Below are 24,654 nucleotides of genomic sequence, written 5' to 3'. Positions count from 1 at the left end.
GCAGATGCAAAAACTAGCAATAATAGGAACAGGAATAGCAGGAATGGGTTGTGGGCATTTGCTCCACAAAAAATACGATATCACACTTTTTGAAGAGCTCAACTATATTGGCGGTCATACGAATACGGTTACAGTTAATGAGGATGGTAAAGATGTTTTTATAGATACTGCTTTTATGGTTTTTAACTATGAGACTTACCCAAATTTGTGTGAGTTATTTAGGGAGATTGATGCGCCTGTTAAAAAAACAGATATGTCTTTTAGCGTTCAATATTTGCCAAGTGGATTAGAATACTCAGGCTCTAGTATGAAACACCTTTTTGCGCAAAAACGGAATATTTTTAATTCTTCTTTTTTAAAAATGTTGATGCAGATTAATCGTTTCAACAAAGAAAGCGTAGCCATTTTAGATGATCTAAAATACGCAAATTATTCGTTGGGACAGTATGTAAAAGAGTTTGGTTATGGAGAAGATATGGTTTGGAAATATCTTATTCCGATGAGTTCAGCAGTTTGGTCTACACCGATGGAACAGATATTAGATTTTCCGGCAGTATCGCTTATTCGCTTTTTTAAAAATCACGGTTTTTTAGGTTTAGATACCCAGCATCAATGGTTTACCTTGCATAACGGAAGCCAAGCTTATCGTGAGAAATTGATTAAACCATTTAGAAATCAGATTAGAATAAATACAAAAATAACCAGCGTTGAGCGTTTAGAAAACGGAAGGGTTTTAGTAACGACATCAAAAGGAGAGGAAATGGAATTCGATAAAGTGATCATGGCAAGTCACGCTAACCAAACTTATCAAATTGTAAAGCGAAAAACAGACGACGAAGAACGTCTTCTTTCTAAATTTAAATATCAACCTAATACTGCCATTTTACATACCGATAAAACTCAAATGCCTAAGAAAAAATTGGCTTGGAGTAGTTGGAACTATAGAGTAGAAAAACAAGGTGAGGTGTTAGTGCCAAGTACCATTTACTGGATGAATCAATTACAAGGTGTTTCAGATAAGGTTGATTATTTCGTTTCTATCAATCCATCAGCTACGCTTGATAAAAGTAAGATAATTAAGGAAATTGCATACGAACACCCATTATTTGATGTGCCAGCAATGCAAGCGCAAGAAGAATTATACAAACTAAATGAAACTGGCCCGGTTTATTATTGTGGCAGTTATTTTAAATATGGTTTCCATGAAGATGCTTATAAAAGTGCGGTGGAGCTATGTGAAAAGATGTAAGAGGTAAGATGGGAAATGGTTGAGCAATTTAGTAAAAGGGAAATGAAATAGGTTAGATGGGAAATGGGCAGAAAACATTAAGTTTATGTATACCTAAACATCTTACTATGAATGAAAAAACAACACAACTTCTAGACGGAACTTTCTGTTTTGGAGTAAACATTTTAAAGTTTTTAAACAAATTGCCTTATAGTCAAGTTTATAAAGTGCCAATATTGCAACTTAGTCGTTCTTCAACATCTGTTGGAGCAAATTATGAAGAAGCTCAAGGTGCAACAAGCAAAAGGGATTTCAATTATAAAATTGGAATTTCTTACAGAGAGGCAAGAGAAAGTGCCTATTGGTTAAGAGTATTAAAGGAACTATATATTGATGAAAAGTTTACACTTGAATTTGAACAATACAAAGATGAGGCTAATGAACTCAAGAAAATTTTTGCATCAATCAAAATCAGCTCAAGTAAATAGCTTATGAAAAGTCCGTCTTCCATTTTACGTTTTAAATTTTCCATAGAGTTTCATCTTACATTTAGAACTGGTCCATCTTCCATTTTCCATTTTACATCTTCCATTTAATTGTTTAGCTCCTCCATATATTCAGCCAAAGTTATGCATCATAGGTTAGCGCCTAAGAAGCACAGTTTCTGGTATAATGTATTTATGTTTTATATAGATTTAGATGAGCTAGCAATTCTAGATAAAAAACTTCGCTGGTTTAGTTACAACAAGTTTAATTTATTCAGTTTTAGAGATAAATGCCATTTGGTTTTAGAGAGTAAGGAGCAAGGAACAAAGAACAAAGATGAAAGGTCTCACATCTCACATCTCACATCTCCCATCTCAGCAAAACAGCAAATTACAACTTATTTAAAATCCCACAATGTAGAAATTGGCAATGGTAAAATTATGTTGTTGACTAACCTTTCAGTATTAGGTTATAACTTCAATCCTGCTTCTTTTTATTTCTGTTTTGATGAAAACAATTGCCCACTTTGCGCAGTAGCAGAAATTAGTAATACTTATCATGAAATGAAAATGTTCTTTTTTGATAAAGATGAGCTTGATGGAAATACATTTAAACAGAGGGTTCAAAAACATTTTTACGTATCTCCATTTATAGATTTAGATGACTTTTTCGATTTTAATCTTGTTATTCCGACAGAAAAATTGGAAATTAAGATAGATGATTATGATAAAGATGGAAATCGATTTTTTATCAGCACTTTAAAGGGAGAGCAAAAGCCTTTAACTAACGCAAATATGTTGCGTTACTTCTTTGCCATCCCAATGATACCACTAAGGGTAATGTGGTTAATCCATTGGCAAGCCTTTAGATTGTGGATTAAGAAAATAAAATATCACCCGAAAGCTGCAAACCAAGATTTGCAAAAAGACGTATATAAACCTTATAGAACCAATTAGTAAGCAAATATGTCATCTCTCTCCCTAACAAAATCGAAATCAGGATTTTACGAAAATGCAGTTGTAAATGCGCTTTGTAAAATGAATAAAGGATTTTTAAATCTAACACTACCTAGTGGAGAAAATTTTGAAATTGGTGATTCAAATTCCAGTTATAAAGCTGATTTGGAAGTTAAGGATTCTAGATTCTTCAAATGTGTTGTATTATATGGAGATATCGGTTTTGGCGAAGCTTATGTAAATGGGCTTTGGGAAACAGATAATATTACCAATCTCATCAAATGGATTATCCTGAATATCGAAAACGCACCATCGGTTTCTGGGAGTAAAGTGAAATCTATAGGATTAAATTTATTTAAGTGGTTCAATAGAATTTATCATAATAATCGTTCAAATAGTATTACAGGTTCACAAAAGAACATTGCCGAACATTACGATTTAAATAATGATTTTTTTGCGACTTTCTTAGATCCATCTATGACTTATTCTGCCGCATTTTTTAAAACGCCAGAATTAACATTGGCACAAGCTCAAGATGAAAAATATCGTCGCCTTTGCGAACAATTACAGTTAAAAGCGAGCGACCACGTGCTAGAAATTGGTAGTGGTTGGGGTGCAAATGCTATTTTCATGGCGAAGAACTACGGTTGTAAAGTAACTACAGTAACCATTTCGAAGGAGCAACAAAAGCTTGGACAAGAAAGAGTCGCAGCAGCTGGATTATCAGATCAAATAGAAATTATCATAAAAGATTACAGAAACATTGAAGGCCAGTTTGATAAGATTGTTTCAGTAGAAATGTTGGAAGCCGTAGGTCATAATTATTTGGAAACCTATTTTGCGAAATGTGCAGAAGTCTTAAAGCCTAACGGGATTTTTGCTTTTCAGGTAATCACAAGCCCAGATAGCAGGTATGAAAATTTACGCAGGGGTGTAGACTGGATTCAGAAGCACATTTTTCCAGGTTCTTTATTGCCATCAGTAGCTGTAATTAATAAAGCGATTAACAATACCAGCGATTTGACCTTAGTAGACTTGAAAGATTTAGGCTTAGATTACGCAAGAACCTTAAAACTTTGGTTTATCGAATTTAATCACAAATTAAACGAGGTTAAAGCATTAGGTTTCGACGAGCGTTTTATCCGCAAATGGAATTACTATTTAAACTATTGCGAAGCTGCATTTGAAATGAGAAATATCAATGTTATGCAAATGGTTTATACAAGGCCGAATAATACGGAGAGATAGGATTTTGAGGCTAAAGGTAGAAATTTTGAGGGTGAAGGTCAATTGTTTTTGTTGATTGTTTTTCTAAGATATGCTGTGTCTATTTCTTCAGCTTTTAAAACTTTAAAATATAAACTTGGGTAATAACTTTTTTTCCCATTAAAGAATCTTCTCTCAAATGAAAGTATTCTTCCTTTTAATCTAAAAGCGTTATGTAGATCTTTTAAATATCTATCCTCATATTTTATTGAATCAGACCACAATTTATTAAAATAGCTGGCATCATCTAAATTAATGTCTGAAAGATTAACTTGATTACTTTGTGACATTATACTAGATTTAGTATTTAAACTCAATGTATCAATCATTGACAAAACCTTTGTTGGAATAAATATCGTTCCACTGTCTACATATAAATCGGCACACTCAGTACATTCGTCATGATGAACAAGTATGATTGTGGTACAAGTATCACAAATCTTATAATTACCTTTTAATTTCCAATTTCCGCTTTTTTGAGTTTCTATGGTTTTATTGTTGCAAGCGATTACAAAAAGAAGGCAGGTAAATAAGTAATTTCTCATAAGATTTTATAAACGAATATAACAATTCCTATAAAACAAAAATGGTTCGTATTGCTACGAACCATTTTTTATAAGATGTTTTGTCATTCAGAGCGAAGTGAAGAATCTCTCTTAGAAAGATTCTTTAAATGAGATTCCTCGCAGGCTCGGAATGACAAAGTAGCTCGGATGACAATGTGTTATCAATAACGAACAACGCTCAACGAACAACGAATATTAATCCCTTCTTCTATTGCCGCCACCGCTAAATCTGCGGTTACCACCACCAGCGTTTGCACCTGTTGTGCTACCAGTATGGTTAGGCTTTCTAGCGCCACCACCTTGAGGTTTCTTTTTCGCTCCGCTTAAGTTTGGCTCACGCTCACGAGGTTCGCGTTGGTTGCCTTTCTTTTTGCCTTTACCTTTTGCATCTGCAGCAGCAGACATTAAACTTTGCCAGCTCATTGCATAAGGATGGTCTTCATTTACTGGAACTTTTAAACCAATCAATTTCTCAATATCATCTAAAAATTCTTTCTCTTCGCCATCGCAAAACGAGTAAGCAATACCGCTTAAACCAGCTCTACCGGTTCTACCAATTCTGTGTACATAAGTCTCGGGAATGTTTGGTAATTCGTAGTTAATTACGTGTGCCAATTCATCCACATCAATACCACGAGCCGCAATATCAGTAGCCACTAAAACACGAGTTGTACGGGCCTTAAAATTAGTTAGTGCTCTTTGACGGGCGTTTTGAGATTTATTGCCGTGGATAGCTTCAGCCTTGATGTTGATTTTTATCAAATCCTTAACCACTTTATCTGCGCCGTGTTTAGTACGTGTAAATACCAAAACGGTTTCAATTGCCTTGTCTTTTAACAAGTGTGCTAACAGACTTCTTTTATCGTTTTTCTCAACGAAATAAACTGCTTGCTGAATTTTTTCTGCTGTAGAAGAAACTGGGGTTACTTCTACTTTAACAGGGTTGGTTAATATGGTGCTAGACAACTTCTGAATTTCTGTTGGCATGGTAGCCGAGAAAAACAAAGTTTGTCTCTTAGCAGGTAATTTGGCGATAACTTTTTTCACATCGTGGATAAAACCCATATCTAACATACGGTCGGCTTCATCTAATACGAAAATCTCGATATCACGTAAGTTCACAAAACCTTGGTTCATTAAATCTAATAAACGACCAGGAGTTGCCACTAAAATATCAACACCTCTATGTAAGGCATCAGTTTGTGCTTTTTGTCCAACACCACCAAAAATTACCAAGTGTTTTAAAGATAGGTTGCGACCATAAGCCTTAAAACTTTCTTCAATTTGGATGGCTAATTCTCTTGTTGGCGTTAAAATCAAAGCTCTAATTGGCTTAGGGCCCTTAACATTTGAATGTGGTTTGTCTAATAATTGCAACATCGGTATAGCGAATGCTGCGGTTTTACCAGTACCAGTTTGAGCGCAACCCAATAAATCGCGTTTTTGTAAGATAGAGGGTATAGATTGCTCCTGTATTGGTGTAGGTTGTGTATAACCTTCGGTTTCAAGCGCCTTTAAAATAGGAGCTATGAGGTTTAATTCTGAAAATAACAAAGTATAATTTTTAAATGTAAAATGTCGAAGAAGCTAGAACAATCATTATTTAGAAGGACTAGCTTGTGTTTGCTTTAAATGATAAAGAAATTCTGCTTCGGCACAAAGGTAAGTAAAATAAATGGATGTAAGATGTAAGAGCGTAAATGCCTGCCTGTCGGACAGGCAGGGAAGAAATTGCTTTATTGTTTAATTGCTCAATCGTTGTGAAAACTGGAAACTGAAATTGTGCCAAAGGCATCCCTTTGGGAATAATCGGAAACTGATGTCAGTAGCTTTTCGGTATCCCGATAGCTATCAGGAGCAACCCTGTCCTCGCTACTATCTTTTTATCTCAAACCTATAAGGTTTTAAAAATCTTATAGGTTTTCAAAAAAGTATTTTCTGCTATTCATGTTTAGGGAACGAAAGTAGAAAAAGATGTAAGATGTAAAATGCCTGCATGCTGATAGGCATGGAATTGATTATGTACCCAATCTTGCTACTTCATACTCAAATCTTGCTACTATCCTCCTTAAACCTTGTAAAAAACAACAGCGCTAATACACAAAGTGCAAACCCAACTACACCATTTAAGCGTAAACCATGATCATTGCCTGTGTCTTTTCCATAAATGGTAAGCATTGCAAAAATGGCTATGCCTAAAGTCTGACCTAATTTTACGAAGAGATATTTAACGGCGAAGAACATTCCTTCGTGGTTTTCGCCAGTTTCTGAAGTATCTTGTTGTGCAATATCTGCTAAAATGGCATTTGGTAAAATGCCTAAAGCTGCTAATGGGAAAGAGGCAAAAGCGACTAATAGATACATTTGGTTGGAAGGTGTAAATGGTAATTTGCCTAAAAAGAAAATGGTGACAAATATTAAACTCAAAACCCCGAAAGCTAAAAGTACCAAAGTCTTTTTCCCTAATTTTTTAGCGCCAACATTAATGAAGGGATAAAATAATAAAGACAGCAAAACCATTGTTCCCATGAACTTACCACCATCAGAATCTGGTAAGCCAAGCAATACGGTTACATAATATAACAAGCCGCTACTCATTAAGCTTAATGCAGTGTAATAAGTAAAATCTGATATTAAATAATATTTAAAATTTACATTTCTAAATGTGCTTTTAATAGCCGGTAACAAAGGAATATGTGTTGGCTTGCTTTGCACATAATCTTTTTCGTTAATAAAAAGAATAGGTAAAATCATCACCAAACCAGAGAAAATAGCTAATCCCCAAATGGTATATTGCAAAGCGTGAAAACGTTCTGTTACATGAAAAAATGTCTGAATTAAATCGGCGAAGTTATTACAAAGTGCACCTAAAATCATCCCCAAAACAAAACCTACTTGTTGAAATGTAGAAAGCTTAACTTTTTCTTCTGGTGTATGGGTTAATTCTGCAAGCAATGCATTATACGGAATTATATAAGTAGTTACCGAAACAAAAAATCCACCTAAAACAAAAGTCAACCACCAAGCATTATTTACACTTTCGCCTTTAACCAAGGGATAAAAAACCAAACTGCAAAAGATAACTGCAGGTAAAATTGCCCATTTCATAATTGGAAAACGTCTTCCTTTTGGATTTTCACTACTATCACTTACCGAAGCAATGAATGGGTCGTAAGCAGCATCAATTAATCTACCCGAAGCTAATATTAAAGAAAGAATATTAAATGCGCCAAAAACCAGTAATTGCGGAATTAATGGATTTAAGCCAGCATTGTTAGGTGGTAAATAAAAATAAGGCAACATTACAATGATGATATTGGACATGATACTCCAACCCATCATTCCGGCGCAATAAAGTAATTGTTTTTTAAAGGGTAGTGTTTGTGTTGGCATTTAAATTTTCGAGAAGGCTTGTTCTAAATCAGCGATAATATACTCAGCTTCTTCCAATCCTACATAAATTCTTATCAACACGTGTCTATTATTGGTCGCATCGAAATTTGTTTTGTTAATCCCTGCACAGGCTGGAATAATTAAACTTTCATAACCACCCCAAGAAACCGCCATTAAAATATGCTTTAAGCCATTGCAAAAAGTTTCAATTTTAGTAAGATCAGCATCTTTTAAAACAATACTAAACAAACCGCCACATTTTTTCATTTGTTTTTTAGCGAGAGCTAAGTCCTTGTTATCTTGACTAAAAGGATGTAATACTTTTTCAACCTTAGGATGCGCATTTAAATAAGCTACCACCTTATCTGCAGTTTCACTAATCTTATCTAACCTAATTGGCAAGGTTCTTAAACCACGCAATAAAAGCCAGGCATTTTGTGGAGCTAATGCTGCACCAATATTCAGGTATTCTTTGTTGAAAATCTTTTCCAATAATTCTTTTTTCCCAGTTAAAACTCCTGCTACAACATCGCTATGCCCTGCTAAATACTTGGTTGCCGATTGTGCTACTAAATCTATTCCATGAGCAATGGGTTGTTGATAAAGTGGAGAACAATAGCTATTATCAATCATTGTTAAAATACCCTTTGCTTTGGCAATTTTGGCTACAGCTTCTAAGTTTTGAACATCGAAGCTAAATGTATTTGGTGATTCTAAATAAATCAACTTTGTTTTAGCTGTAATGGCGCTTTCAAACTGACTTAGATCTGTTCCATCTATAAAGGTTGTGCTTACACCGTATCTTGGTAAAAACTCTTTAAATAATTTAATTGTCCAACTATATGGGTTTTCTACGCAAACTACTTCATCGCCACTTTGCAATAAAGCCAAAACAGGGACAGTAATTGCTGCAATGCCACTGCTAAAAACCAGTGCGTCTTCTGCTCCATCAAGCGCAGCTAATTTTTTTCTTAAAATATCTATCGTTGGGTTAAACCCCCTTGAGTATAAATTACCTTGATATTCATCAGCCAATGCAGCTCTAAAATCTTCAACTGTGTTAAACTTAAAGTTGCTCGTTTGCATAATAGGAGGAGCAATTGAATTGAAATAGTTTTCGCGTTCTTCACCTAGTTCATTTAATATGTAAGATAAATCCATTAGCTAGTTTTTGCCTTTCTATTGTTGAAAAATCTGGTAATGAAATAAATGGCAACAAATCCTAAAAAGATAATTAAACCATTTGTAGCCGCACTTGGGTCGTCACTGTAAATACTAACGGTTACAAACAGGTAAGCGGCAATAAAAATGATTGGCATTACTGGATAAAATTTCATTGTATAAATTGTGTTTTTATCTAAATGGGCTGTTGTTTTGCGTAAATAGAAAATTGCAGCTGCAGAGAATGCCATTCCAATGCTATCTAAAAATATGGTATAGTTTAAAATTTTATCAAAAGTTTGAGCATAAAATAAGGTAAGGATTGAAATAAGGGTAAATACAGTTAAGCTCACAATCATTACATCATTTTTCTTTGTTTTTTTGGTAAAGATGCTAGGCAGGGCTTTTTCTTCGCCCATAGCGTACATTGCTCTCGGGTTACTTAGCAAATTAACATTTACATAACCTAGTACTGAAAAGAAAATTAAAACTGAAAGTAAGGTAAAACCTGCCGGACCAAAGATTTTGCCTGCCAAAATAGCTGCAATACTTTCTGCAGTTTTTAGTTGTTCGAAACCAATAACCTTAACATAAGCATAATTTATGGCCATATACAAAGTGATGATTATTCCCAGACCAATAATAATAGATCTTGGAATAACTCTTTTAGCCTCCTTAGCTTCGCCCCCAAAATTGATAGTTTGTTGATAACCCCCAAAACTAAATGAAACGGCTATTAAACATAAGCCTAATGCTTTTCCATAATCGCTCCACGTTGCGGGCAAACCAGAAGTGCTATTGAAAATGGGAGTGATACTAGAAGTTTGCTCTCCAAAAAAGACAGCACAAATTAGGGTAAGTACCATCACAATTTTAATAATGGTTAGTACATTTTGTGTTCTGGAACTTGTTTTTAAGCCTAATAAGTTAACTAAGTAAAATATAATGATGCTTATGGCAGCAATAATAATTCGATATTCTGCTGTTTGCATTTCCGGACTTAGTATTACCTTGCTTAAATATTCTGCACCAATTAAGGAAACACCGGCAACTGATGCTGCGTTGGAAACCACAATAATACAATTGATTGCAAATGCAATTGAGGGGTGGTAACAAACAGAGAAAATTTTATAGTATCCGCCTGTAACTGGATAACGAGAGCCAATTTCTGCATAGGTTAATGCGCCGCATAAAGCCACAAAACCACCAACCACCCATGCTAAAAAGAAGAGTTCTGGAATTTGTGCTTTATTAGCTACATTAACAGGGGTGCGAAATATTCCCATCCCAATTACTAGACTAACCACAATCATAGAAAGGTCGAAAAGAGAGAGTTGCTTTTTAGCTTGCATGAGCATAAGTTTAAGTTTGGAAGATATGAATTTTAGTTTGGAGTTAAAAGTTTGGGCTTTGTAAGCCTGTTGAAAATTATTAAACGACAGGCTTTTTTTGTATTATAGTATTATGAAATACATTTTGTTGTTCATCATCTTATTTTTAAACCATTTAGTTTTTGCTCAAACAGTAGAAAAAGATGTTTTTGAAATCTATAAACGACAATATAATAGTATGATTAAATCTAGAGGTGCTTCCTATTCATCTGGATTTACAGATCTAATTGGAGGTTTCAAAACGTCTGGTTTAAAGTCTAATACAGATTTTGCCAATGTTTTAAAGAACCTGTATGGCGACAAGGAGAAAATAGGCGTTGTATTCTTTTTTTATAATGAAGGTATTTTACATCGGACCTTTTTTAAACCAGGACAAGTTTTAGAGGAAAAGGCGATTAAGATTAGCCAACAAAAACTTGTAGAACTGCATAGTGATTTATTAATGGCTTTTCAAATACAGGCCAAATCTGCAAGCAGATCTCCAATAAAAAGAGGAGTGGCCGTTAAGAATGTAGGTTCAAATGCCAAGAAAATTAATCTCGAAGTATTAACAAAAGAAATTGGTAGTATTTTGTTGCCTATTGGTTTTGATGAGACAGTAAAACAGTTAATCGTTATTCCGGCATTAAATATTGGTACTTTCCCTTTCCATATTTTGAAGCCCTACAAGGATAATTCTTATCTGATTGATAAATGTAGTTTTACAATTAGTCCGGGAATAGTTGATTTAATAGTTTCTAAAACCCTAATATTAAGAGGAACTATGGGCGGCGAGTGGCGAGACGGAAAATACTTTGATCAATCTGGTGGTACAGACCGAAATACTTATATGCCCCCAAGGAGAAAATTTACATTAGACAACCCGTTATTTATCAGTAACCCAGCCTACCCTAAAAATTTAGAATACAGTTTTCCAGATTTGCCTGGAGCAACAAAAGAAATTGCCGGTGCAATAAGTTATGCTGAAGACTATCACTTACTTAGTGGGAATAATGCCAAAAAAGACAGTATACTTAAATATTGGGATAAGGCAGATTTAATTTATTTTGCGACACACGGCATAGCTGACGAGAGCAATCCGATAGAAAATAGTTACTTGGTGTTGAGCGGCATTGATGCGAAATTAACGGCAAGAGATGTAATGAACCTTGCCGCAAAAGGCAAGTCATTTCCAGAGCTGGTTATACTTTCTGCTTGTCAAACAGGTTTGGGGAAATCTGTTGATGTGGGTATAACCGGATTAGCTAGGTCGTTTATTTTAGGGGGTACAAAACAAGTAATCATGAGTTTATGGAATGTTGATGATGAAGCCACCGCTTTTTTAATGGAAAGGTTCATCTTTCATTTACAAGAGCCCAATTTTTACCTTCCATCTGAACAACTTCGGCTAGCAATTTTAGATACTAAAGTTAAGTATCCAAACCCAATGTATTGGGCAAGTTTTTCTGTTTTTGGGGTGAGCTATTAATTGTACATTTCGATTTTCGCCATACACCATGCGATTAACTCTTATCCAAAATGTTCATTTGTGGAAACTTTGTAATTGATTTGAACAGAGATTAGATTAAATTTGTAATGCTGAGTTGTTTCCACGTCAGTTCGACTGTGGAACGATGGAGAAATCTAATTATTTATTATTCTAACTGGTAGATTTCTCGCGGTGCTCTAAATGACGACCTCTATTACAAAAAAAATATTATGGCAGAACCGATTTATAACGAAGATAGTATTAAGTCACTTGATTGGCAGGAACACATTCGTCGCCGACCAGGAATGTACATTGGTAAACTTGGAGATGGTTCTGCGCAAGATGATGGTATTTATGTACTATTGAAAGAAATCATGGATAACTCTATAGATGAGTTCATGATGGGTGCAGGAAAAACAATTGATATAACCTTAAGCGACCAAAAAGTAAACATTCGTGATTATGGTCGTGGTATACCTTTGGGTAAAGTGATTGATTGCGTTTCTAAAATGAATACTGGAGGTAAGTATGATAGTAATGCCTTTCAAAAATCGGTAGGAATGAACGGTGTTGGTACAAAAGCGGTTAATGCCTTATCTACTTCATTTTTGGTACAAAGTTATAGAGACGGTAAAACAAAAAAAGTAGAGTTTAGTAAAGGCCTTATTACTTTGGAGCATCCAGAAATTGATACTACACAGCGTAATGGTACAGCTATAACTTTTTACCCTGATGAAACTATTTTTAGAAATTACCACTACATACCTGATTTTGTAGAAAGCATGATCTGGAACTATGTATTTTTAAATACAGGCTTAGTTATTAATTTCAATAATCAAAAATATTTCTCAGAGCGAGGTTTATTCGATTTATTATCAAAGCAAAATAAACCAGAAGAAATCCGTTATCCAATTATCCATTTAAAAGGCCATGATATCGAGGTAGCCATGACACATGGACAACAGTATGGTGAGGATTACCACTCTTTTGTAAATGGACAATACACTACACAAGGTGGAACACACCAAGCGGCGTTTAGAGAAGCAGTGGTAAAAACAATTCGTGAGTTTTATAAAAAAGAGTTTGATGCGAATGATGTGAGGGCATCTATCATTGCAGCTGTTGCCATACGTGTGCAAGAACCTGTTTTCGAATCGCAAACGAAAACGAAATTAGGTTCTGAGAAAATAGCCCCAGAAGGACAATCTGTTAGAGGCTTCGTTAATGATTTTGTAAAGAAAGAATTAGACGATTATTTACACAAACATTCAGATGTTGCTGATGCACTTTTAAAAAGAATTATCCAATCTGAACGAGAAAGAAAAGATATTGCTGGTATTAAAAAACTAGCTAATGACAGAGCGAAAAAAGCATCATTACATAATAAAAAACTAAGAGATTGCAAAGTTCACTTTAACAGTACGCACGAAAAAAGATACGAAACTACATTGTTTATAACCGAGGGGGATTCTGCTTCTGGTTCTATTACCAAATCTCGAGATGTAGATTGTCAGGCTGTTTTTAGCTTAAAAGGAAAACCATTAAACTGCTATGAATTAACCAAAAAAGTAGTTTATGAAAATGAGGAATTTAATCTTCTACAACACGCTTTAAATATTGAAGATGGTTTGGAAGGTTTACACTATAACAATATTGTTATTGCTACAGATGCAGATGTTGATGGAATGCACATTCGTTTGTTAATGATGACTTTCTTTTTGCAATTTTTCCCAGATTTAGTAAAGGCCGGTCACGTTTACATTTTGCAAACCCCATTGTTTAGGGTCCGTAATAAGAAGGAAACTATTTATTGCTATAGTGAAGAGGAGCGAAGGGATGCGATTGAAAAACTAGGTGGTAAGCCAGAAATTACTCGATTTAAAGGATTAGGAGAAATATCTCCAGACGAGTTTGGTTTGTTTATAGGAAAAGATATTCGTTTAGATCCTGTTATTTTAAAGGAACAAACTATTAAAAAGCTTTTGGAATATTATATGGGTAAAAACACACCAGAAAGGCAACAACATATTATTAAAAACTTACGTATTGAAAAAGACGAGGTAAAAGAGGGTGAGGAAGAAAGAAACGCAGCTAACACGGAAGACTTAGAAGTAGCATAATTTTTTTAATTTAACTTAAAAGAATAATTTTTTACGTAATATTGCATATCCCTATTTGTTATTAAAAAATGCCTGTAATATATTATTATGGGAAAATTGATTTAATAAACAAATTCCTTTATGCCTTTTTCCTCTGCTAAAAACTCCTCAACTCGATACGGACTTATCGTTTTCTTAATATTATCACTCTTTTTATGTGCGATTTTCTTTTATGTTCGCAATAGTAAAGGGAATGATTTGTCTCGTGACATTAACAATCTATCTGAACTAAAAGAAGACTACGCCTTAGTAGATTCATGCATTGTAGTATTATACAATGCAGACAATAATTGCAGGTTGTATGCAGTTACAGGCCAAAAAGCATATATCAATAAATTTGCAAGTGATATCAAATTTGTTTCTAACATTTTAAATAATATCAAGCTATCTGCAGATGTTAATGGAAAAAATAGTCCACAAGATTTAAAAGGTTTAGTTGATCAAAAGAAAGTTAGAACTCAGCTTTACTTAAGGTTAAGGCAATTAACGGATAGTTTAATTAATTTATCAACTGGGGTAGATACTGTGGGTAATAAAATTCAAACAGACGACGATGGGAATGAGTTAACCTATAAACAGTTTAAGACAATGGTTACTATTGATACCATTAAGATTGGGCCAAAGGCTCAAAAAGAAAAAAACCTAATTGGTCGTTTAGGAGATGCAATTAAACGTAAACCAAAAACAGAGCAAAACAATGCTATAACTAGGGTAGTTAGGGTAGAAACTAAATTAGACACTACTAAGAAAAGTAAAGCTTTCAATAGGTTACAACTAAAAAACATGAATAATTATTTCCGTAATTTATATACGGCGAATAGCATGTTGAAGAATAATGAGATAGCTATTTTAAAACTCAATAGCAAAATCATCACAGAAATAGTTTCGCTATTACAAAACTATAAGACAAAGGAAATAACCTTTGCTAAACAAAATAAAGAAGAGATTTTAGGGAATATAAATGGTAATTTTAAGAGCATAGACAAGATTTTTGTCTTTAGTATCGTTTTACTCATTTTATTGGTGAGTGGCATTTTATTTAACCTTTGGAAAATTTATAAAAATGAAAGCGAACTGATTAATTACAGTCAGAAAGCCTCTCAGTATGCGGTTTCTAAAAGTAGGTTCTTGGCAAACATGAGCCATGAAATTAGAACGCCATTAAACTCTGTAATTGGTTTTTCTGAACAATTAAGTCAAGGTAAGCTTGATGCACAGCAAATTGAGCAGGTAAGCGCTATTAGGAGTTCTTCTGTAATGCTATTAGATGTTGTGAATGATATTCTTGATTTTTCTAAATATGAAACGGGCAAAGTAAACTTTGATAAGATTTCTTTCATCCCGCTTGATGCTATAACAGAAGTATTTAACAGTATAGCCATACAAGCTACAAGCAAGGGGATAGAGTTGAAAAAGGAAATTTCTTTTAAGCGAAACGCTTGCTTTTCTGGTGATTCATTACGTTTAAAGCAAGTGGTGATGAATTTGTTAAGCAATGCAATTAAGTTTACCGATAAAGGTTCGGTTACATTAAAGGCTGATATTGATTTAAATGGTAAAAAAGGATTATTAACAGTTCAAATTGTGGATACTGGAATTGGTATTGGGGCTGAAGATATTGATATGATTTTTGATGAGTTCGCACAAGTTTACTATTCATCAACCAAGATTAAACAAAAGGGAACTGGTTTAGGATTAGCAATCTGTAAAAGAATAGTAGAGTTTCAGGGTGGGCAAATTGGTGTAACGAGCGAATTAGGAAAGGGCTCGATATTTAGTTTTGAAATTCCCTATGATATTTGTACAACAAGTAACGCTGTAAAAAATAAGAATGTAACCATTATTGCTGTAGATGGCTTAGAAGGTAAACGTATTTTATTGGCGGATGATAACAAGATGAATATTCTACTTGCTCAAACTGTTATTAAAAAATATAAAATGATAACTGATGTTGCTTATGATGGGGTGGAAGCATTTGAGTTATTCAAAAAGAATGATTACGAGTTACTTTTAACAGATATTCAAATGCCAGAGATGGGAGGGATAGAGTTAACAAAACTTATTAGATCGTATCCTGATCCATCAAAGGCCAATCTCCCAATTTTAGGGGTAACGGCAAACGTTTTGGAAGAAGATAGAAAGAAATATATCGAATCTGGGATTGATGACTTAGTACTCAAACCATTCTCGGAAAAGGAATTGATAGACAAAATGGCCGAGTATTTAAATAAGGATTAAGTTTCTTCAGGGCAATCAACCGTATCTTCTGGATGTTGAGGAGGTAAAACAGCTACTTTCTTCTCTACAATTATTGTTTTTAAGTGGACGGCATATTTACTTGGTGAGATGCCTTCAGTATATTTTTCTGCATAGGCCTGAGTAAATTCGGCACCAAAATATAAAATGATAGAGGTATAGTATATCCAAACTAAAATAACAATAATGGAACTTGCTGCTCCAAATGCAGAACCTGGATTGCCCTTTTCGATGTAAATACCAATTAGGTATTTACCCAAACTAAACATAAGTGCAGTAAATAGAGCCCCTATTAATGCAGGCTTCCATTTTAAATCTACATCTGGCAAAACCTTAAAAATGATGGCGAATATGGCGGTTACCACGCCGAGTGTTAATATATTGGTAATAATTAACATCACAAATCCAGATATCTGTTCAATACCAACCCTGGAGGCATAAACTTCTAATCTATTGCCAATTCCAACTACAACACTATTTATAACAAGAGAAACTAAAAGTAAAAAGCCTAAAGATGCAATAAGAGAAAATGACAATAAACGATTGGTAATTAATTTTTTCCATCCCTTTTTAGGAACCGCCTTTACTTTCCAAATGATATTAATACTATCCTGAATTTCTATAAATATTGCTGTAGACCCAATAATTAAGGTTACTATACCAATAATTAAACCCATTGTGCTTTTGCCAGAAAGATTAGCATTTTCTACAAAACCTCTCAACTGATTTGCAGCGTCGGTACCGATCATTTCGCTAATTTCTCCAAATAGCTTTGTGTTAGGATCCATGTTATCTCCCAAGAAAAGAGTTGCAGCTGAAATAATAATGATAATCAGTGGAGTAAGTGAAAATATGGTATAATAAGCCAATGCCGCACTTAACTTCATCACCCTATCTTCCATAAAGCCTTTTCCAGCAGCTATAAAAAGGTGATAAGTTATAACTAATAAGTTTTTTGTCTTTTTTAATAAACCAATCATACTTTTAAAACGGATAACCGATGCCGATGTTTAAAATAAAATTTTCTTTGCGCCAGGTTTTGCTACCAAAATCTACATCATTTAACACCCAGCGTTGTCCATTAGGAAGATAGGGTTTTCTAATAGGAAATGCACCATCTAACCTAATTACAAAAATTTGAGCATCTATCCTTAATCCAGCTCCTGTACCAACAGCCAATTCATTTAATGTATTACTTAATTTAAAGCCAGAACCAGGTCTACCACTGTTTGGAATTGTTGGTTTGCCTAAATCTTCTTTTCTTAACCAAATGTTTCCAGCATCAACAAATAGAGCACCTTGCAGTGGTCCAGCAATTTTAAATCTTAATTCTGTATTCAGCATTAATTTAATATCACCACCTTGATCTGCAAATTGATTGGTTAAATCTACTTGATAGGTTCCTGGACCTAGAGACCTTGCTCTAAAAGCCCTAATGTCATTACTTCCGCCAGCAAAAAATTGTTTAACAAATGGTAACGATGTACTATTTCCATAAGCATAGCCATAACCAGCATTAAATCGATTTGCCCAAGTTATATTTCTATTTATTTTATGATAGTTACGCAAATCTGCTTCAAACTTAATAAATTGGGTTAATGGAATGCCAAATAACGTTCTTTCACCAATCCCATTTTTAGAAACAAATAAGCCCCATAAATTACCACCAGTTTCTACACTACCTCTAAAATAGGTTGTGTTTCTACGTTGGTTTTCCATTTGATTGGTAAAGGTAAAACTGTAGTTACTTCCTATAATAAACTGCTCCTCTAATGTGTTTTCTAATCCTGGTGTGGCTTTAAATAAACTATCTAGCTTTAACGAATCTCCCTCTGTTGGTTTAACTAAAGTGATAGATATTGGGTTAAAGCTGTGCTCTTTATATAAATTCTCTTTCCAGTTGTAACCAAATTCACCTTTAAACGAATTCAACTTGTATAACGAACCTCTGTTTAATAATTGATAGGATAAAGAAGTCACAGTTCTAGGAATAAAAGAATTTGTAACTCTTGGTTTATAAAATGGAACAATGAACTGAGGAAAGGTCAACTTTCCTTCTGCTGTAAATGAATATGAATTTAATCCTTTTGCCAATCCACTAATTTGAGTTTCAAAACCACCACTTACACTTACGTCTAATTGCTCCGCCCCCCTAAATAAATTTCTGGTTGTTTGTGTTAGTTTTACTTCAGAACCTACAAAACCATTCGTTTTATTGGTTCCATTTACTGAAAATGTTAGGGAGTTTTTCTTTAATGGTGTGAGGAAAATATTTAAGTTAAGCTGATTGTTTTTAAAACTGTCAATTGATAAAAACTCTGCCCTAACATCTCTAAACGCCCCTAGATTAACCATTCTATTTAAAGATTGATTATGGTCTTTACGATTATAATTTTCTCCTTTTTTAAAGAAAACTAACCTGTCGAACAGTTTTGGCTTGAATGTATTTCTATTATCGTAAATATTAAAATCGTTATACTGCAAAGGGGTTAATGTTTTTAATAAACTATCTCTGCGTAAGCTGTAATTTGGATAAATATTAATAGATTTAATGGTATAAGGTTTTATACCTGCATCTGGTGCACTTCTTTTAACATTAACATTTATGTTGACTAAATTTTTACCTATTGTACTGTCTACTTGTAAAATCAAATAGTCTGGACTGAAATAGAAATATCCGTTTTCTTTTAAATCGTTATCGATTCTAATCCGCTCATTTTTATAAGTATCCAAATCATAAAAATTGCCAACTTTAAGCAATGTATTATTCTTGTTTTGGTCAATGATATGAGTTAAAACACCAGTGTCTTTTGGGAAAGTAATGCTGTTTATTTTATACCTAATTCCGGTATTTGTGGTGTAAATCGCTTTCCCTTTTTTCCCTTTAATTACAGTGTCGCCTGTAACCTCAGCTTGCAAATAACCCTGACTAATTAAATAACTTTTTAAGACATCATTATTGTATTTAATTTTTACTTCACTTAATAAAACTGGAGCTTCTCCAATCTTGTTTTTTAACCAATTGCCAATCCCTTTAGGTTTTACAGTATCTGGAGCTAAGTTATGAATGAGCAATTTGTATTTTATCCCTAAAAGCGATTTGTTAGGTCGAGGCCTGGTTTTGTTTTCTAAAGTCTTTTTAACCTCTTTTTGATCGTCAATTCTTTTACTTGAATCTGGGTTGATGTTTATTTCAGCGCCTGTATACAAATATTGCCCGGGTTTTAATCGCCTGGTTGTACTACAGCTAGCCACAACCAAACAAGCCAATAAAAATACTATAGGTTTAATTAGTTGTTTCATCTTTTGGTTTCTGTTCTATTTGGTTTCTTATTTTCTTCTTACGTGACTGGAAAACCTCCCTAAACTTATTGTAATCGACTACTAAGGTAAAACCGATACCAGTTTCAATTATTTGACCATCAATTACCGCCTCATTCTGATTTCTCCTGTAAAAACGTAACCTATATTTTCCATCAGCAGATAAGGCGTATTCTACATTTAAATTTCCAGCTATGTTAGATGAACTTTGGCCAGGTACTTTAGGGCCTTCTAAACCGAATGAACTTCCAACAGTAATTGTTAATCGTTCGTTCAATAGTTTTTTAGAAAGGCCAACTTCTAAATCCGTTTTTTGCTCTAATGAGCCAGTAGAATAATCTTCTGAAGAATTTACATTGAAGTTCAAATCTACCCCTTGTATTAAATCAGATGCTAGGTTATTCAATTGCTCGGTTAATAATTTACTTACACTTGAGCGGGCCCAAGTAGAAGCACCACCACCGCCAGCTAAACTTTGGAAAGGATTGTTAGCTATAAATCTATTTAAGGCCAACAAGGCGAAAACTTGTTTGTTTAACTCACTTTCATCTCTGTTTACATTTTGTAATTTGGTATAAACAGTTCCAGATAAAGCACCTCGCTCGTTTTCAGGCAAATCTATTTTGAAAGAAATTTTTGGTTTCAACAACTCCTCTTTCATGTATAAATAAACTTGAAACGGTAATTTCGTTTTGGCCTGGATATTATCTGGTTCATTAATTAAATCAATTGGGGCTGCATTAACTTCATATAAAGCAGTTAAATCTACGGTAGCTGCGGTAGGTTCACCTGTCCAAATAATAGTGCTACCTTTTACAATTTTAAACGGTCTTTTCCCTAAAGGAGCAACCGTTAAACTATAAGAACCTTCTTCAACTTCATACCTCCCTGTTAAGCTTATTTTTCCGCTCGGGTCAATTGTTGCATTTAAGTTGGCATTACCTTTTATACTTAAATTATCGCCATTTTGGGGGTCTACTACTACATTTAACTCTGCTTCTGGGTCAATTGTTATGTTAGCAACCATATTCATTCCCTTTAATGGCGATTTACTTATGCTGTCGGCTTTTAGAGGTTTTTGACCATTAAATGGTGGTGCATCAGCGTCAATAAACTCCACAATTCCTTCCTGTTCTATAACAGATGGGTCGTTGATTGGCAACGCGTAAAAGAATTTAGTGCCTTTATTTACCCTGATGTTCATATTCACATCTGGCTGATTTAAATCTCCACGAACTTTAATGGTACTGGTTAAATAAACCGTTCCGTAAATCATGTCATTATCAGCTGCGGTAGAATTAATCGCCCTAAAATTATCTGTTCTAATATCTAAGCCAAATCTTACATTTTTAAAATCTGTAGTATAGATATTGCCATCTATAATTGCTTTTTTACCTAATGAATCAATCAGTGTAAAATCATCAAATCTTATGCCTTCATTAGTAAATGCTATTTCTTGCGTAGGCATTGTGAAATATGAATTGATGTAAGCCACATTAAATCCGGCGTCATTAAACTTCAACGAACCCAAAACTTTTGGCGCAGTTAATTCTCCTTTAACAGTAAACTGTCCAGTAACCGTTCCTTTACCTTGTCTAATTTGCCCAAGACTTACACTTTCTACTTCCTTTAAATCTATCTTATCAATATTTACTACTAAGTCTAATGCACTTTGAGGAGCTGTATAATAGAAACCACTTGCTCGTAATTCGTGTACTCCTTTTAATCTGGCATCTACTTGAAAAGCATTGGCGGTATTGTTATTTACCAGTAAGCTCAAATCGCCAAGCTCGTCTTTTTGGTAACGTAATTTGCTAACATTCAAATTAGCCTCGAACTTAGGATTGGAAATCAAATCTTTTACATCAACTATTCCGTTAATTGTTCCGCCAACCATTGCAGTATCAGTTTCTGCAAACTTAGTAATGGTTTCTATTTGGAAGTTTTTAAACTCTACTCGAAGTGGAGAATTCGGTGTGTTGCTGATGCTATTAATGCTCAATAATTGAGAACCCTGACTTAAATTAAATTGGTTTGCCAATATGCCCGATTGACCAAATTGAATATAGTTTTCAGGAGACATGGTCCATTTCTGATAATCTAATAATAGCTTATTTGGATCAAGGTTAAACCTAAAATCCTTGTTGAAAGATTTGAATATCCCACCAATTACATATTTATCTTTTCTTTGTCTGTCGCGAAGAAAGATGTTTAAATCTAATTGATTATTGGCTGCATTTCCAGAAATTTCAGAGTTGAATAATACAATTGATGGACTTTGAATACTTCTGATAGTTAGATTATAGTTTAGCTTTTGGTTATTGTTATTAACTGCAAGTCGGACACTATCTACATTATAATCGCCATAAACTACTTTCGGGAAAGAGGCATTCATCAATAAACTGTCTTTCTGTGTGTCAATTAATCCGTTAATTCTTGAGGGGACAAAAGTGCTTAACTGAGGGACAAAATCTTTTAAGAATTTAGGGCTGTAAATGTTAATATCAAACCTGAAACGTTGATCTGGAATGGAAACCACTTCACCAAACTGATAGTATTTGTTGATTTGGTTAATTACTGCATTTCCAATTTTACTTAACTGGTATTTTCCGTCAATTTTTGCACTTAACAATTCAGATTTTAAAGCTAAGCTATTAGACGTTGCTGTAGAAACCGCATTAATTTCAACAGTATCAACATTAAACCTTCTACCTTCTTTTACAATTTGTAAGCCAGTTGCAAAAACATCACCATTTAAATGATCTACATCAGCAGTGCTGATATTAGCTTTTATATTACCTGCAACCTTAAATTCTGTTGTGCTAAAGTTTAATTTTTGTAAATCAACTTGTTTTAGATTAATATCAGCCTTTAACGATGGATATTTTCCTGCCAAGTTAATTTTTGCATCTAAACTGAAGTTCGCGTTACTATCTGGCATACTTCCCTTAACATTTACTAACTGGTTAGCATAAGTTCCGTTTAGCTTCAAATTGCTGTAATTGTATTTGTTATAGGTTGCTCTTAAAACGGTAGCATCAAATTTCGCATGGATTGTTTTTGGGTCTAAACCTGTTCCTGAAACATTAGCCTTTGCTGTAATTCTGCCTAAAGTAGCTTGTTGTTTCAATAATCTGCCAACGTTGAAGTTGTTTAAACTTATATTGGCTTGGTAACGTTCTTTTCCTTTCGGCCCTTTCATATTCGCTACAACCACAGCACCCCCCATATCTGTCTGAATGTTTAGATTGGTGTTAAAATCAGTCATCGAACCTTTAAAAGTCCCTCTCGCATCTACCATATTTGGTAGTTCAATAGTTGGAGGAAGTGATTTTTTAGGTACAACTACCAATATGTCAGCTTTGCTAAGATGGAGCTTTTTGATGTTTAAATCGAGGTAAGTTTTATTGATATCAGGTAATCCTTTTGCTCTTCCACTAATGTCTATTTGCGTATTCTTTAATCCAGAAATCTGTAATTGGGCAATAGTTAAATTGTTTAAGTAGCCATTTACATTAGCGTTTACCTTAATTTTTTCATTTCTATAATTAGCAGGTATCGCATTGCTGAAGAAAGCAGCATCTTTTAAACCAATGATGGTGTTTTTAAAATTCAAGCTCATCTGAACCCGTTCAGGATGTTTAGTTAAATCTTCCAAAGAAGTAAAATTCAACTCTGTTGCATTATCAATGCTGGTATTTGGCGTTCTTAAAATGAAATTGGCCAGCTTGATTTGTTTGTCTGTATAAGTAGCATCGCCTTGCAATTCATTTAAAATAAAACCACTCTTATCTTTTAGCGAACCATTATTAACTTTAACGGTAATTCCGCCATTGGCAAAATTCAAATCTCCAGCACCTAAGTTTAAATTGGTAATATTTAAATGATTAAAATCTAAACCCTTGGTTGGTTTTGCACTCAAATTGTCAAACTGTATATTGTTGTCGTTAAAATCTACCTTCTTTAGAAATAAAGCCAAGGGCGATTGCTCTACTAGAACTGTATCTTTTACCTTGTTTAAATTATTACTTGGTGCAGGTTTAAAAGCGAATAAGATTTTAGATTTGTTTAGCCTTGCTTCATCAGCATTATATTTCCCATTTGTTAAATCTACCTTCAAATTCACCAAACCTAAATCATTAATGTTGGCTATAGCTTTGGTAGTAGATAACTGGTCGTCGTAATTGATCTTCACATTAGTAAATGCAAAATCCTCAACAGTTATGGTGGGTAATTTCCCTTTTTCTATATGGGCGCTGTCAACACTGTTGGTCAAATGTTGCACCAATTGTGTGAGCGGTTTTTGTTGTAAATAATTTAGCGTGGTATTTTTTAGGCTAAGTGATTTAATTACGTAATTCTGTTTTGCTAAATCGAAGTCTTTAATCTTGGTTTTAAATTCGCCAAGATGTAGTTTAATGTCATTTCCCACCACATCATCCCGATAGGTAATACCGATATCTGTAAATAAAACTTTGTCTATCCTAAATTTAAGCGGGGCAGAAGTAGTGTCTTTTGCTGGGTCTTTTTTCTCCTCGGTCATAAAAGCATCCACCAAAAAAGAAAAATTAAACGCAGTATCTGGATTTATTCGTTTTACGTTAGCCCGTATGTTTTTTAGTTCAATGTTATTAATTTCTACTGTGTTTTTTAGTAACTTCAATAAGCTAATATCAACCTGTAATTTCTCCGCATACAATAGGGTATCACCTTTACGGTCTTCGATATAAAACTTGTTAAGCACCACATCTTTTGGTAAGGCAATTTTTATACTTTCTAACCTAACTTCAGTTTTAGTCTTATTTTTGATGTATGTGATGGCTTTATCCTTTACAAAATTCTGTACCGCAGGAATATTTAAAGAAAGCGCAATAAGCACCACCAGCAAAATAATGCTAGCGATAACCCATAGGAAAATTTTTAAACCTTTGCGTAAATACTTCTTCAAGCGAGATAAATTTGAGATGATAAAATGTTTAATACTAATACTGTGCCATTAACAC

Annotated in this window: 15 protein-coding genes; 7 read left to right on the top strand and 8 right to left on the bottom strand. The window is 34.1% G+C overall.

Annotated elements, in window-relative coordinates:
* The first annotated feature begins 4 nt into the window (after positions 1–4).
* From EZ428_RS11480 to EZ428_RS11465, 4 genes are all read left to right on the top strand, one after another.
* Positions 5–1,249 (top strand): NAD(P)/FAD-dependent oxidoreductase, encoded by a 1,245-nt coding sequence (locus EZ428_RS11480; protein ID WP_131553282.1) that lies wholly within the window; start codon positions 5–7, stop codon positions 1,247–1,249.
* Positions 1,250–1,356: 107 nt separating this feature from the next.
* The gene (locus EZ428_RS11475; RefSeq protein WP_131553281.1) at positions 1,357–1,716 is read left to right on the top strand and encodes a four helix bundle protein; all 360 of its coding nucleotides are present in this window, start codon (positions 1,357–1,359) and stop codon (positions 1,714–1,716) included.
* A gap of 108 nt (positions 1,717–1,824) precedes the next feature.
* Positions 1,825–2,670 carry a DUF1365 domain-containing protein gene (locus tag EZ428_RS11470; RefSeq protein WP_225871041.1) on the top strand — a complete coding sequence of 282 codons (846 nt, stop codon included), beginning with the start codon at positions 1,825–1,827 and terminating at the stop codon, positions 2,668–2,670.
* Positions 2,671–2,679: 9 nt separating this feature from the next.
* Entirely contained in the window at positions 2,680–3,918 is a 1,239-nt protein-coding gene (locus tag EZ428_RS11465) for an SAM-dependent methyltransferase (RefSeq protein ID WP_131553279.1), read from the top strand.
* 38 nt (positions 3,919–3,956) lie between these two features.
* On the opposite strand, the gene EZ428_RS11460 is transcribed toward EZ428_RS11465, so the two are convergent.
* The 5 genes from EZ428_RS11460 to EZ428_RS11440 form a co-directional block, all read right to left on the bottom strand.
* Positions 3,957–4,481 carry a hypothetical protein gene (locus tag EZ428_RS11460; protein ID WP_131553278.1) on the bottom strand — a complete coding sequence of 175 codons (525 nt, stop codon included), beginning with the start codon at positions 4,479–4,481 and terminating at the stop codon, positions 3,957–3,959.
* A gap of 216 nt (positions 4,482–4,697) precedes the next feature.
* The gene (locus EZ428_RS11455) at positions 4,698–6,056 is read right to left on the bottom strand and encodes a DEAD/DEAH box helicase (protein ID WP_131553277.1); all 1,359 of its coding nucleotides are present in this window, start codon (positions 6,054–6,056) and stop codon (positions 4,698–4,700) included.
* Positions 6,057–6,548: 492 nt separating this feature from the next.
* The gene (locus tag EZ428_RS11450; RefSeq protein ID WP_131553276.1) at positions 6,549–7,895 is read right to left on the bottom strand and encodes an MFS transporter; all 1,347 of its coding nucleotides are present in this window, start codon (positions 7,893–7,895) and stop codon (positions 6,549–6,551) included.
* Positions 7,896–9,056 carry a trans-sulfuration enzyme family protein gene (locus EZ428_RS11445; RefSeq protein WP_131553275.1) on the bottom strand — a complete coding sequence of 387 codons (1,161 nt, stop codon included), beginning with the start codon at positions 9,054–9,056 and terminating at the stop codon, positions 7,896–7,898.
* Complete coding sequence (locus tag EZ428_RS11440; RefSeq protein ID WP_131553274.1) at positions 9,056–10,408, bottom strand: APC family permease; 1,353 nt, start codon at positions 10,406–10,408, stop codon at positions 9,056–9,058. The genes EZ428_RS11445 and EZ428_RS11440 overlap by 1 nt, the downstream gene beginning before the upstream one ends.
* Before the next feature lie 112 nt (positions 10,409–10,520).
* Here EZ428_RS11440 and EZ428_RS11435 point away from each other — a divergent pair, with 112 nt between their 5' ends.
* From EZ428_RS11435 to EZ428_RS11425, 3 genes are all read left to right on the top strand, one after another.
* Complete coding sequence (locus tag EZ428_RS11435) at positions 10,521–11,915, top strand: CHAT domain-containing protein (RefSeq protein ID WP_131553273.1); 1,395 nt, start codon at positions 10,521–10,523, stop codon at positions 11,913–11,915.
* Between the two features lie 230 nt (positions 11,916–12,145).
* Positions 12,146–14,035 carry a DNA topoisomerase IV subunit B gene (locus tag EZ428_RS11430; protein WP_131553272.1) on the top strand — a complete coding sequence of 630 codons (1,890 nt, stop codon included), beginning with the start codon at positions 12,146–12,148 and terminating at the stop codon, positions 14,033–14,035.
* 120 nt (positions 14,036–14,155) lie between these two features.
* Entirely contained in the window at positions 14,156–16,312 is a 2,157-nt protein-coding gene (locus tag EZ428_RS11425) for an ATP-binding protein (protein WP_131553271.1), read from the top strand.
* Here EZ428_RS11425 and EZ428_RS11420 read toward each other — a convergent pair.
* Genes EZ428_RS11420 through EZ428_RS11410 form a run of 3 tightly spaced genes read right to left on the bottom strand, consistent with a single transcriptional unit; the run spans position 16,309 to position 24,599 of the window.
* The gene (locus EZ428_RS11420) at positions 16,309–17,310 is read right to left on the bottom strand and encodes a YihY/virulence factor BrkB family protein (RefSeq protein ID WP_131553270.1); all 1,002 of its coding nucleotides are present in this window, start codon (positions 17,308–17,310) and stop codon (positions 16,309–16,311) included. The two genes, EZ428_RS11425 and EZ428_RS11420, sit on opposite strands and share 4 nt — an antisense overlap.
* Before the next feature lie 4 nt (positions 17,311–17,314).
* Complete coding sequence (tamL, locus tag EZ428_RS11415) at positions 17,315–19,633, bottom strand: translocation and assembly module lipoprotein TamL (protein ID WP_131553269.1); 2,319 nt, start codon at positions 19,631–19,633, stop codon at positions 17,315–17,317.
* Entirely contained in the window at positions 19,617–24,599 is a 4,983-nt protein-coding gene (locus tag EZ428_RS11410; protein WP_131553268.1) for a translocation/assembly module TamB domain-containing protein, read from the bottom strand. The genes tamL and EZ428_RS11410 overlap by 17 nt, the downstream gene beginning before the upstream one ends.
* Positions 24,600–24,654: the final 55 nt, after the last annotated feature.

Source organism: Pedobacter frigiditerrae, assembly GCF_004331645.1.
Lineage (GTDB): Bacteria > Bacteroidota > Bacteroidia > Sphingobacteriales > Sphingobacteriaceae > Pedobacter > Pedobacter frigiditerrae.
The sequence above is the reverse complement of the archived record's forward strand: the minus strand, read 5'-3'. Positions and strand labels throughout refer to the sequence as shown.